The sequence below is a fragment of the Mucilaginibacter ginkgonis genome (genome assembly GCF_009754905.2).
In the GTDB taxonomy this organism is placed as follows: domain Bacteria; phylum Bacteroidota; class Bacteroidia; order Sphingobacteriales; family Sphingobacteriaceae; genus Mucilaginibacter; species Mucilaginibacter ginkgonis.
In genome coordinates, this window is record NZ_CP066775.1 from 1,150,422 (window position 1) to 1,163,053 (window position 12,632).

Genomic DNA, 12,632 nt, shown 5'->3' on the forward strand with positions numbered 1-12,632 from the left:
GTTATTGACGAGCCATAGATTATTTCCTGTGATGAGAAAGTATTTGATTACGCTGAAAATTACTGCAGTATTATTGGTTTGCTTCACACTATCTGCAAAGGCGCAAACAGGCTTGATACAAGAAATCTCCGAGGTATACTTGACAAAATTGGTAGAGACAGCGCGTTTACACTATCCACGTGTAAAAACTTATAACAGCCGTATCAAAATCGCGGAAGGTAACGTGGCTAAGGCCAAACTTTCCTATTTCGATGAGTTTACACTGTCATACATTTACAGCCCACATGCGGGTCAGGGCACTACCGGTGTTGCTGCTACTAATCCTGTAAGCACAACTACAGGGGCAACAACTACCATCGCATCTAACTATAATTACTTCAATAGCATACAGGTAGGTTTCTTCTTTAATCCAACAAACTTTCTAATAAAGCCCCACAACGTAAGGCAATCTAAAGAAGAGCTCAATATCGCTTATAATGACCAGGCCGAATACTTAATCACGTTGCGTACGGACATTAAGAAACTATACTATGTGTTTAAAACCCGTGAGGCAGAACTCAAGGTGCAGATACAGAACGCGTCTCTAGACGATCAAACACTTACATTGGAGAAGCGCCGTTTTGAAAAGGGGGAAGAAACTTTTGAATTGTACAGTAAAGCCGTTGCAGGCGCCTCTGCAAATACATTAGCCCGTATAGCCGCAGAGAGCGGTTACCTTGCCGCCAAAGCAGATCTTGAAGCTCTACTAGGCGAGAAAATAGAAAACATCAGATAGATGGAAATAACCAGATATTTTAAACTTCTTCTTAAAAACAAATACCTACTGGTTATAATTCCGCTGGTTGCAATCATTATTACCTACTTTCTGGTGCGCAATCAACCTAGTGTTTTTGTTTCTACAGCCCAAATAGCTACCGGCATCGTTGATCAAACCAAACAGGTTTCTATAACTGCCGAACTTTTGGGTGGTGGTGAGCAGAAGATACAGCAACAGTTTGCCAATATAATTGAGCTTATCAAATCAAAAAAAATGCTCGACCAGGTGTCGTATGCATTAATGATTCACGATCTCACGGCCAATACGCCTTTTAGGAAACCAAGCAAGTTAATGGTGACGCTAAATCCCGAAGCGAAATCACATATGCTTGACGTTTTTAAACAAAATTATAAGAAACGTGAAGCCTTATCATTATTCAATTCAGACCAGAAGGGGATTTATGAGGTTATGCACTCAATGGGTTATGATCAGGAAACCCTTGGTAAGAAACTTACGGTTTATAGAACTGAAAGCAGCGACTTTGTAACTATATCGACTGAAAGTGACGACCCGCAGTTGGCTGCTTTTATTGTTAATACACTTTGCCAGGAAGTAATTGAGTATTATGATATTTTACTGAAAGAAAACCAGAGCCGCGCTTCAAATTTTCTTAAAGACTTGCTGCAACAGAAAAAGGATACGCTTGATAAGAAAACGCAGGAGCTTAAAAACTTTAAAATAAACAATCACATTTTAAACTTAACGCAACAGGCAGCGGGCGTCTATACTGAATTGTCATCATATGACGCGAAACTACAAGAAGCCAAGCGGGAAGTAGGCGCGAATCAGGCAGCCGTAAATGGCATAGACGCGAAGTTTGATCCTCAAGACCGTCAGTATATAGAAAGCACAGTTGTAAGATCAAACTCGCGTATTGTTGGTTTAGAAGATCAGATTAAGACACTACAGGGACGATTAGTCGCATCAAACTTCCAGCCGCAGTATCAGCGTCAGATCGACTCTCTTAATAGGTTGATCAAAACGCAGATTAGCTACGCCTCTGATCAGGCAGCGACTAACCCTTTAGCGGCAAAACAAGCGCTTATAGGCCGTAAATTGGAGCTACAGATACAAACTGACCTTGCTAAAAGCAGTGTTAAAATTCTTCAGTCAAAGGTCGACGAACTTAATGCGTCTCTAAATAAACTGGTGCCGTTTGAGGCTGTAATTCAATCTCTCGAAAATCAGATCACAGTTGGCAGCAAAGAATACCTCACGGTCCTTGAAAAATACAATGAGACCACGCTGGAAGCTAATTTCTCTAATCGCTTGCGTGTGGTTGACAGCGCGATGCCGGGGTTGGCACAGCCGTCTAAAAAGATGCTGCTGGTTATCTTAAGTGGTATCGTGATGTTTGTGTTCTGCTTGTTCGTATTCTTTATCCTATTTTTATTAGACGGTACGCTTAAAAACCCACGCGAGTTGGCCAATAAAACCAAAACGCCGGTGGTAGGCTATCTTAACCTGTTACCGATGTCGGCAATAGATTTAAACAAGATTTGGCAGGAAAAGGATAACAATCCGGACGTAGTCCTCTTCCGAAATTTGCTGCAATCCATCAGGTATGAGATATCGCATGAGTTAAAGGGCACCAAAATGCTGTTGATAAATAGTATTGAACCAGGCGAAGGTAAAACCTACCTAACCATGAACCTGGCTTACGCTTACGCGGCTATTAATAAAAAGGTGCTGGTAATAGATGGTAACTTTGACAACCCTGGCATAACAGACTTGGTAAATCCACGCCTTACACTTGAGGATTTCTTTAACGGCCAAAGTGTTGAAGATGCCGAGCAAAATAACTCTAAAGTAAACGTTATTGGTAACCAGGGTGGAGGCAATTCGTTATTAGAAACCGCTGATTCTGATACCATTGAGCGTAAGATCAATGAGTTAAAAAAGGAATTTGACATCATTATTGTAGAAACGCCTACACTTAGCGCTTTGAACAAAGCCAAAGAGTGGACAATCTTCGGGAACAAGGTTGTCACCGTATTTGAAGCGGGCCAGGCGTTTAGCACCGAATATCAGTTGAGCTTGGATTATCTTAAATCTTTAGAAGATAATTTTGTGGGTTGGGTAATGAACATGGTTGGCAAAGACCAGCTGGAGAAAGGAGGATAACATTGTGTTGATCGCTTATTTGTGGTTACTGATACAGATCATTATCGGCTACAACCTGGTGTTGCCCCTTGTATTGTACATTTTCTCCACTTTTAAAAGAAAATACAATCCGCCAATTGGCGAAGGCCGTGAGTTTGATTACGGAATTATTGTAACCTCATATGAGCAGGTTTACACAATTCCCGACGTTGTGGAATCTCTACTCAAGCTTGAACACAGCAACTTTCACATCTATGTTGTTGCGGATAAATGCGATATATCGGGATTGCATTTTACCGACGGACGCGTTACCATTTTTCGGCCCGAAGAAACGTTAGCCAGTAACACGAAGTCGCATTTTTATGCTATTAACCGATTTAAACGCCCGCACGAATGTGTCACCATAATAGATAGCGATAACCTTGTTCTGCCCAATTATTTGACGGAATTAGACCTCTATTTTAATGCAGGATTTGAAGCAGTGCAAGGCGTAAGGGAAGCGAAAAACCTGAATACAACTTTTGCACGCTTAGATGCCGCCCGTGATATCTATTACCATTTTTATGATGGTAAAATATTATTCAAACTCGGCTCGTCTGCAACACTTGCCGGCTCCGGAATGGCTTTTAAAACACAGTTGTACCGCGATTGCCTTGAAAATAACGATGTTATCGGTGCCGGTTTCGACAAAGTATTGCAATATCGTATACTAAGCCGCAACCTGCGCATCGCATTTGCCGCGGATGCTATTGTATTTGATGAAAAAACGTCCAAGAGTGATCAACTGGTAAAACAACGTTCACGATGGATCAATACCTGGTTTAAATACTTTGGTTACGGTTTCAAGCTGTTGTTTAAAAGCAGCCGCAACCAATTTGTCTTTGGTTTGATATTATTGCGCCCGCCATTGTTCATATTCTTGTTGCTTTCGCTTGTTTTCATGTTCTTAAACATTTTCATCAGCGCTACGGCAGTAGTAGTATGGCTCTGTGCTTTTATCGCTTTTGTTTTGGGATTTTATATCGCGTTGGCCAAATCTGAAACAGACAAACGCATTTATCAATCACTGGTAAATATTCCTAAATTTATTTTTTACCAGGTACTATCGTTGCTAAAGGTGCGTAAGGCCAACAAGCATTCGGTAGCAACCACGCACTATGTTCACAGTGCGGCAGATAAACCTGCAGAAAATGAGAGTTGAACCTGCAGAAAAGATACGCAAGGCGCATGAGTTGCACATGGCCCTTAGGAAAGTTATCCTAAGGGTTAGCCGCATTGTTGCCATCGTAGTGGCATTTTTAAGCACTTTCGCGTTATTTGTTAAAATACTTTTCTTTTAATGCCAACCTATAATAAATATAGCGGTCATTTAAAGTCAACCCGCCGCAAGGCGTTTTCAGATTGGTTTACTAAAACTTTTTTGCTTGAGAAACTGGGTAACAAATTCGGTTTAGGCTTATTTCTTTTTTTTGCGGCCTTAGTTGCATTTGGAATATCTAAAAGCGGCATTGTATTCGGTGTGCTGTTTCTTGCCGCGGTTATGGCACCACCAATTATTTACGGCATCTTTTCAATTCCCATATTTGCTATTACGCTGCAGCTCACGGTTGCCTATTTTTTGTTCCTTATTTTGCGTATTGGCATAGATGCACCTGTTGGTACCGCGCTCGATGCATTTCAGGCCATGCTGCTTATTACCATAATAGCGCGGCAAAAGAAAGAGAACAACTGGCAGATTTTTAAAACACCGGTTACGAATGTGATATTTATGTGGCTGGGCTTCAACCTTATTGAGGTGGCTAACCCATCCGCACCTACGTTAAATCAGTGGCTATATACAGTACGTACAGTAGCTTTGGTGCAGTTATCCTTTTTCATATTCGTTTACTATATAAGGGATATCAAATTCATCAGGTACCTTATGGTGCTGTATCTGGTTTATACCATTGCCGGCGCCTTATATGGGCTTAAGCAAGAGTTTATAGGGTTCTCTGACGGTGAATGGGCCTACCTGAACTCTGACCCGGAGATTGCCTCGCTGTTGTTCATTGCCGGCCATTGGCGCAAATTCTCTTTCTTCTCAGACCCTGTAGCGTTTGCCTACAACATGTCTATGCCGGTAATTTTGTGCATCTCGCTTATTGCAGGCAAATTTAAGGCTTGGATAAAAATAGTAAGCTTCTTGCTTATCATTCTATTCTTTACCTCTGGATTGACGTCGGGTACGCGTGGTGCTAACGTGTTGGTGCCTGCAGCGCTAATCATGTTCGCGATCTTGAACTTTAACAGAAAGGTGTTGATATTTTCCATATTCATCACCTTCTTTTTTGCCATCCTTATTAAGATCCCTACGTCTAATCAAAACTTACTGCGCTTTCAAACAGCGTTTAATCCAAGTAATGATGCGTCTTATAACTTGCGTAAGATAAATCAGAAACGCATACAGCCATACATTTTGACACACCCAATGGGGGGGGGATTGGGATCTACCGGCGCATGGGGGCAACGCTTTGCCCCGAATTCTTACCTGGCACATTTTGCGCCGGATAGCGGCTACATACGCGTTGCGGTAGAAAATGGTTGGATTGGGTTGTTTATATTTTGCGTAATGATGTTTACGTTTATGAAAACGGGGATCGATAATTTTTACAGTATAAAAGACCCCGAACTTAAAACGTATTGTATGGCATCTCTGCTCATTATATTTGCTTACAACATAGCTAACTTTCCGCAGGAGGCATTAGTGCAATATCCTTCAAATTTGCTGTTTTATCTATTTGTTGCGTTAACGATCGTGACCAAGAGACTGGACGATGAGAAGACTGCTAATCAAAATAAATTGGAAGCAAAACTAGCAGAGAAGGCTGCCGAAAAACAAGCCCTTAACGAAGACGAAGACCTGGCACTGGTATGAAAGATCTGATAAAGAACAGAGACATCATTATGGTAGGGCAGCAGCCCTGGGATACGGAAATTGGCAGTAACGCAAAGAACATTGCCGTTGAGTTTAGTAAAAACAACCGGGTGTTATACGTTAACTCTCCGCTTGATAGGATACAGTACCTGCGGCGAAAGGATGAGCCCGCTGTAAAAAAACGGATTGAGATGCTCCGGACCAAAGCGGAGAACGTTATAAAAATTAGTGATAACCTTTGGAACCTTTACCCTGACGAGATCATCGAATCAATAACATGGATAAAGAATCCTGCTATCCATACGTTTTTTAATAAGATCAACAACAAACGTTTGGCTAAGTCGATAAAGGCGGCGGCTGATATGCTAGGCTTCAAAGATTACATTCTGTTTAATGACAATGACATCTTCCGCTGTTTCTATTTAAAGGAATTGTTGCACCCTGTGAGCAGTGTTTATTATATCCGTGATTTTATGCTGGCAGTAGATTACTGGAAGCATCATGGCGAGCGACTGGAACCTAAACTCATTGCTAAGAGCGATGTCTGTGTAGCCAACTCTACTTACCTGGCAGACTACTGTAAAAAATATAACCCTAAATCTTATTACGTAGGGCAGGGTTGCGAGTTGGATATTTTTACAGATTACGATAAAAGCATCATCCCTAAAGATATGCAGCCTATCGCGAAGCCAATTATCGGTTATGTTGGTGCGTTACAAAGCATTCGCCTGGATTTAGACTTATTGGAGATGGTTGCCAGGCAAAAACCGGACTGGCAGATCGTCCTGGTAGGTCCGGAGGATGGTGAGTTCAAGAAAAGCGGCCTTCATCAATTAAGCAATGTTCATTTTCCAGGCGCTAAAAGTCCGGAACAGCTGCCCGGTTACATAAATGCTTTTGATGTCTGCATTAATCCTCAGGTGGTTAACCCCGTTACTATCGGGAATTATCCGCGTAAGATCGACGAATACCTCGCGATGGGCAAACCAACAGTGGCCACCCATACAGATGCCATGGAGGTTTTTGCAGATCAGGTTTATCTTGCTAAACGCAAGGAAGATTATTTAACGCTTATCGCAAGAGCGTTAGAAGAAAATTCTCCGCAGAGAGAGCAAGCCCGTCGGGATTTTGCAGCAGGGCACACGTGGGCGAATAGCGTTAAGGAAATTTACAGCGCCATTATAGCGAACACGCCGGCCCTATGATCTTCTCTTAAATGTAAGATAGTCGTAAGTGTGTTTAACATTACGGTAAATAGCACGTCCGAATGCGATAAACGGATTGTTGCTCTGCCTGAAATTGCTGCGCGTGAGCGTCATTGTACTGGGTTCTGCGTCGGTATTTATTTGTTCAAACAGGCCTTTAAAATCTTCGTAGAACATGGCCTTACCTTTATGCTTGGTGAAAGACATTGACATTAAAAATTCTGTCTTGTCGCCTTTCAGCCCCTCGGCGTAGCGCCCAAATTTTTCGAAAAAATTGCTTCTACGCAGGTGCGGATGGTCGCTATAAACATGAAATTTGCGATAACCCGGAAGCCAAATTTTAAAGATCATCTCAGAGAACCCGAATTTATATGGCTTTAAAAATGGATATAAAAAATAAGCATAGAAACGTATGATATCTACATCAGGGCGCTCGTTTATAATCGTCAGCGCGTCTGCGAGATGCTTGCCAAAATCTTTAACCGGTTCAAAATCTTCCTGCACATAAATGGTAAGGGGAGTAGTAACCGCATCCTGGCCTTTATTGATATTGTTACCCAATCCTCTGTTTTGCGGCGTGGTGATCAGCCTGAATTTGTAAACCTCCTGCATGGCGCGCATGTAAGAGAGGTGCTCTTCGTTGCTGCCATCATCAGATACTACAACATCACCGAAAGTAATGTTGCGATCAACAAAAGATTTCAATAATCGCTCCAGCGACTTACTTCTGTTATAATGCGTCACCAGTAAGGTAATCGTATCGAATGTATACGTCATATTGTTTCGGCCCTATTTTAATAACTTGACCTCGATCGTCCATTTCAGTAATTTAAAGCGCAGGTAAATATACCTGGCCGCTAATGCAAACGGATTTTTACTTTCGCGCCAGGTTGCCCGGTTCATTGTACTCGGCTCATCTGAGGAGTTTTTCTGATAGAACAGGCCCGTAAAGTCATTGTAAAACAGCCCACGTCCTTTATGCTTGATAAATGATGCTGCCATCAAAAACTCTGTACGATCACCTTTAATACCCTCTTTGTACCGCCCAAACTTTTCAAAAAAGCTTTTACGGCGTAAATGCGGGTGGTCACTGTAAACGTAAAATTTTAAGTGGTTGCCATATACCAGCCACTTTTTAAATATCATTTCAGAAAATCCTTTGCCATATGATTTTAAATAAGGATAGGCGAAGTAAGCGTAGAAACGAGCGATGTCTAAGCCTGCGTCTGCTTCCATGTAATTTAATGCATCCGTAAAATGTTCGGCAAAGCCTTCTTTAGGCTCAAAATCTTCCTGGACGTATAATGTGTAGGGAGTGATAACTGCATCCTGTCCCTTGTTGATGTTATTACCTAAACCTTTATTTTTAGGTGTTGTCACCAGGTTGAAGGTGAATTGCCGAGCTAACTGTTTTAACACATCAAGATGCTCTGGTTTGCTGCCATCATCAGATACCACAATGCCGCCAAATGTAAAACCTTGAGACTTAAAGGTATTGAGCAACCGCTCTAAAGACTTGCTTCTGTTGTAATGGGTTATCAACAGCGTAACCTGCGAAAAGTTGTAAATAGCCATCGTTATATGCGTTCTAATTTAATACTTTAACGCAGAAAATTTATTTAATTTGTTATCCTCGTTATATATCCTGTTACACTGATCCATGTGGCAAAAAGTTCTTAAGATCATTAAAAACAAACATTTATTATCGCTTGTGGGCAACGGCGTTATGTCCCTGCTGGGTATGATCACTACCGCTATCATCTACCGGTATCTTGATAAGGCAGAGGCAGGTAAATGGGTTTTCTTCCTATCTACTTTACTGCTGATCGACAACATACGATCAGGTTTTTTAACCACTGCTTTCATAAAATTTTACGCCGGTTCTGAGCAGCGCCGTAAGATTGAAATAGCCGGCTCGACGTGGGCCATCGGTATCGGCATAACGGGTGTTTTACTATTGTTAAATATACCTGCGATCGGATTGTCTGACTATGTGAAAGATGAAGGCCTGCTGCTATTTTTCCATTGGTTTGGTGTTACTTACATATGCACTTTGCCTATGTTTATTGCCAGCTGCGTTGTGCAGGGAGAGTTGCGTTTTGATCGCTTGCTTTACCTGCGGATATGTAACCAGGGGCTTTATATAAGTTTTATCATCACACTCATCGTGATGCGCAAGCTTTCACTACATACCGTATTGTTTAGTTACATGGGCGCTGCGGCGATCACCAGTGCTTTCGCGTTAGTTATGCGGTGGACGAGGTTCCGTACCCTTTTCAAATTCACGCGCAAAGGTGTAGCGGAGATTTTCAATTTCGGCAAATACAGTGTAGGCACTACGCTGAGTTCAAACATGTTTGGTACGTCTGACGCGTACATAATTAACTTTATGCTTGGGCCTGCAGCCTTAGCGATATACAATCTGGGCCAAAGCCTTATGCAATTGGTTGAAATTCCGCTGCGCAGCTTCGCTGCTTCGGGAATGCCTGTGCTGTCTGAAGCTTACAATGTTGATGATCGCAATTGGCTGATTTATACCATGAAAAAATACGCCGGTATGTTAACCGTGTTACTGATACCGGTTGTAATTCTTGCCGTGATATTTGCAGATTTTGCAATCTCACTTATTGGCGGAGGTAAATACGTGCATACAGAAGCAGCTAACGTTTTCCGTTTATTCATGACGTTTGCGCTATTATATCCGGCCGACCGGTTTTTCGCCTTGTCACTTGATGTGATCCATCGCCCGCAGGTGAATTTTTATAAGGTACTTATAATGCTGGCAGCCAATATCATATTTGATTTTGCCGGGGTAGCTGTGTTTAAGAATGTGTATGGCATTGCTATCTCAACCGTATTCCCTGTATTGATAGCAGTGATTGTAGGTTATTGGTACATGAACAAATACCAGAAGTTTTCGTTCTGGGATACTTACGTTGTTGGTTTTAACGAAGCCAAACTATTCGTTAAAAACGTGTCACAGGGTAAGTCACCGTTTAGAAGTTAATAGTCACCGTGAAAATATTGGTTTGGCTGCTTTGATCATACCTATAGTAAAAATCGTCTGATGCCTTTGTAATGATCAGTAAACCAAAGTGCTCGGGATAAGTATGCTCGTCATCAAGTGATGGCTCAGGGTGCTCATGGCAATAAAATGTAATTCGGTCATTTTCATTCACAGAATACAGGGTATGCATTATATCTGTGGTGATGACCTTACCATGTGGTACAGATTCGCTACTCATCTGCGGTACGTCCAGCTTGTCGCCGGTGTCTGTCTTAACAAAGCTTATAGAATTTGCATCTAAGCGAACGGTTACCGTGCTAACCATGGTGTTGGCATGTTTTATGGCATTGGTAACCAATTCAGTAAGAATAAATTTGCTTCGCGATAGCAGATGTGCTTCATCTTTTACAACCGGAATCGACTCTTTTATAAACGTAAGCATTCCCTCGAGCAATGCAGGCGGAACGTGGTCTAATAAATGTATTTCGTAGGATCTTTGGACGGGCATATCAGAATTTAATTGCTGGTAGCGCTATTAAAATTGTCATAGATCTTAAACACCTTATCCAGGCGAATAAGCGCCATCAGCTCATAAATGTCCTTGTTCAATCCAACTAAAATAATATCCAATTTTTTACCAATAGCATGTTTAAGCGCAGCCACCATCGCACCCAAAAAAGTACTGTCGATATAGTTCACATTGTGCATGCTCAATATCAACTTTTTATTTTCCCGGTTCAGGATGTCTATTACCTCGGCTTTAAAATCGTCGGCGTTTGACATATTGGCCTCTTTTAAATTAAGGTCGGCCAGTAGGTAGTCGTTTTGGTTATTTAGTACGTCTATCATTTTTTAGGTTTTATAAATGTGGATGATGCTGCAATCATCTACCAGATTGTCGGCAGGTTTTTGCGTTAAATAGGTTTCAAGCTTTTTGAAACTATTATCCGGTGTGGTAATCTCTTTAAGTTTAGATTCAAACAAGGCATAATCTGTTTTTGCAGAATTTTCCAGCGCGTAATCGATTATGCCATCTGTGAATATGAAAAGCTGATCGCCTTTGTTCATTTCAATTGCATGCTCGTTGTAATCGCCGTCTTTAAACAGGCCGAGCAACAAGCCCGAGCTTTTAATTTGCTGAAAAGAGTTTGAGGCGGCTTTATAAAACATTATGGGCAGATCTCCTGCGCCGCTGTAAGTAACCGTATTCTTTTTATGATCTATCATTAGCAATGAAAGGCTAGAAAGGATATCTTTTAGCGCTTCGTCAGAATAGACAATGTTGTTGATCTTTTGGAGGATTACGGCTGCAGAAAAACCAAGCTCAGATACGCCAAACCTAACTGCCGAGCGGATGTAGCTTAAAAAACTAAAGCTTAAAAACCAGGCCATCCATTTTTTACCCATTACGTCGCCTAAGACCGCTACAGCGCAATCATCAGAAACGTCTATGAAATCTATAAAATCGCCTCCTGGAATCCCTTTAAATGATTGATGCCAAAAATTGATCTCAAAGCCGTTCACTTCAGGCGCTTTATGCGGTACCGAACGGATGTTTAGCGCTTCTACCGCTTTCTTAATTTCCAACTCAGACAATTCTCTCTGGCTGCTTACAGCGTTTACCAGGTTATTAACCTTAGCAACCACCACTTCTACAGGCGTGCTTTTGATAAGGTAATCAATAGCTTGAAGATTTAAACCTGCAGTGACCAGATCATGGTTATTGAAATCTGTGAGAAATAGAAAAGGGATGTCTTTTAATTCGGGCTGATCTAACAAGTACTGCCTGAATTCAAGGCCATTCATCTCGGGCATTTGGTAATCTGAGATAATAGCCTGCGGAATCTCTTTCGCCAAAATGTCAATTGCGTTTTTAGCAGATTCTGCAGTGACACAGTCAAAGCCGGCTTTAGTGAAAGCACGATGCATCATCTTCAGGAAAAGAAGATTATCATCAACCAATAAAATTGTTTTTAAAACCTTATCGGCTGCCATTTTTTGCTTTTAATAACTTTCTTGTAAAAGGCCCTGATCATCAGATACGCTCCTGCGAATATAATACATAAGGATATTAAGTCCATCAGGGTAACACCGTCGTCGCGGTTAAAATAATAAATGGTAAACATCTCGAAGTAAGGCGGTGCGGGCATCACTATCATTGCAAAACCAAGCGTTACCATGGTTGTGCCTACCAAGAATAAAACTATGGCCGACATCCGTTCCTGCCGGATAAACCGTGAAGAAACCTTACTATCAAACCGGCTGTTGACCAACAAAACAGAAAACTGATCGAGCAATTCTTCGCGCGATGATGTATCGCTTATCCCATCGATCTTCTTGAATTCTTTGATCTGTTCGCGGTTGGTTACCGTATATTCTACAGCATTATTGAAACGGTCCTGAAATGTTTTTACAGAATCACTATCAAGCTGGCTCTCGGCAAGCAAGATCAATAGCTCATCAAGCTTTTGTTCAATACTGGTTTGCCGTTCGTCTATTTGCTGCAGGTCTGAAACCTCTTTGGCAATAGTTTTTTTGTTATCCAACGGGTATCAATAATTTCAAGGGTTAAGTTAACCAGTTTAA

At 41.6% G+C, this 12,632-nt stretch carries 13 protein-coding genes; 7 read left to right on the forward strand and 6 right to left on the reverse strand.

What is annotated here, in order from left to right; genetic code table 11:
• Nucleotides 1-31: 31 nt before the first annotated feature.
• Genes GO620_RS05320 through GO620_RS05345 form a run of 6 tightly spaced genes read left to right on the forward strand, consistent with a single transcriptional unit; the run spans nt 32 to nt 7,039 of the window.
• On the forward strand, nt 32-775 hold the full coding sequence (locus tag GO620_RS05320; protein ID WP_157526622.1) for a TolC family protein: 744 nt from the start codon (nt 32-34) through the stop codon (nt 773-775).
• Nucleotides 776-2,941, forward strand: a complete 2,166-nt coding sequence (locus GO620_RS05325) for a GumC family protein (protein ID WP_157526621.1) — start codon at nt 776-778, stop codon at nt 2,939-2,941. It begins immediately after the preceding gene.
• Nucleotides 2,910-4,121 (forward strand): glycosyltransferase, encoded by a 1,212-nt coding sequence (locus tag GO620_RS05330; protein ID WP_244139465.1) that lies wholly within the window; start codon nt 2,910-2,912, stop codon nt 4,119-4,121. Before GO620_RS05325 ends, GO620_RS05330 begins: the two co-directional genes overlap by 32 nt.
• Nucleotides 4,111-4,260, forward strand: coding sequence for a hypothetical protein (locus GO620_RS05335; protein WP_157526620.1), 150 nt, complete (start codon nt 4,111-4,113; stop codon nt 4,258-4,260). The genes GO620_RS05330 and GO620_RS05335 overlap by 11 nt, the downstream gene beginning before the upstream one ends.
• On the forward strand, nt 4,260-5,834 hold the full coding sequence (locus GO620_RS05340) for an O-antigen ligase family protein (protein WP_157526619.1): 1,575 nt from the start codon (nt 4,260-4,262) through the stop codon (nt 5,832-5,834). Before GO620_RS05335 ends, GO620_RS05340 begins: the two co-directional genes overlap by 1 nt.
• Nucleotides 5,831-7,039 (forward strand): glycosyltransferase, encoded by a 1,209-nt coding sequence (locus tag GO620_RS05345; protein ID WP_157526618.1) that lies wholly within the window; start codon nt 5,831-5,833, stop codon nt 7,037-7,039. Before GO620_RS05340 ends, GO620_RS05345 begins: the two co-directional genes overlap by 4 nt.
• On the opposite strand, the gene GO620_RS05350 is transcribed toward GO620_RS05345, so the two are convergent.
• Together GO620_RS05350 and GO620_RS05355 are read right to left on the reverse strand one after the other, a co-directional pair.
• Nucleotides 7,034-7,816, reverse strand: coding sequence for a glycosyltransferase (locus tag GO620_RS05350; protein ID WP_157526617.1), 783 nt, complete (start codon nt 7,814-7,816; stop codon nt 7,034-7,036). The two genes, GO620_RS05345 and GO620_RS05350, sit on opposite strands and share 6 nt — an antisense overlap.
• 12 nt (nt 7,817-7,828) lie before the next feature.
• Nucleotides 7,829-8,614: a glycosyltransferase gene (locus GO620_RS05355; RefSeq protein WP_157526616.1), complete on the reverse strand. Its 786-nt coding sequence runs from the start codon at nt 8,612-8,614 to the stop codon at nt 7,829-7,831.
• Between the two features lie 85 nt (nt 8,615-8,699).
• On the opposite strand from GO620_RS05355, the gene GO620_RS05360 reads away from it, so the two are divergent.
• Entirely contained in the window at nt 8,700-10,046 is a 1,347-nt protein-coding gene (locus GO620_RS05360; protein WP_157526615.1) for a lipopolysaccharide biosynthesis protein, read from the forward strand.
• Here the strand turns inward: GO620_RS05360 and GO620_RS05365 are convergent.
• Genes GO620_RS05365 through GO620_RS05380 form a run of 4 tightly spaced genes read right to left on the reverse strand, consistent with a single transcriptional unit; the run spans nt 10,036 to nt 12,592 of the window.
• A complete protein-coding gene (locus tag GO620_RS05365) occupies nt 10,036-10,554 on the reverse strand; it encodes an ATP-binding protein (RefSeq protein WP_157526614.1) in 519 nt (172 codons plus the stop codon). The two genes, GO620_RS05360 and GO620_RS05365, sit on opposite strands and share 11 nt — an antisense overlap.
• Before the next feature lie 8 nt (nt 10,555-10,562).
• On the reverse strand, nt 10,563-10,895 hold the full coding sequence (locus tag GO620_RS05370; RefSeq protein WP_157526613.1) for an STAS domain-containing protein: 333 nt from the start codon (nt 10,893-10,895) through the stop codon (nt 10,563-10,565).
• A 3-nt stretch (nt 10,896-10,898) separates the two neighbouring features.
• Complete coding sequence (locus tag GO620_RS05375; protein ID WP_157526612.1) at nt 10,899-12,041, reverse strand: PP2C family protein-serine/threonine phosphatase; 1,143 nt, start codon at nt 12,039-12,041, stop codon at nt 10,899-10,901.
• Nucleotides 12,020-12,592 (reverse strand): hypothetical protein, encoded by a 573-nt coding sequence (locus tag GO620_RS05380; protein WP_157526611.1) that lies wholly within the window; start codon nt 12,590-12,592, stop codon nt 12,020-12,022. Before GO620_RS05380 ends, GO620_RS05375 begins: the two co-directional genes overlap by 22 nt.
• Nucleotides 12,593-12,632: the final 40 nt, after the last annotated feature.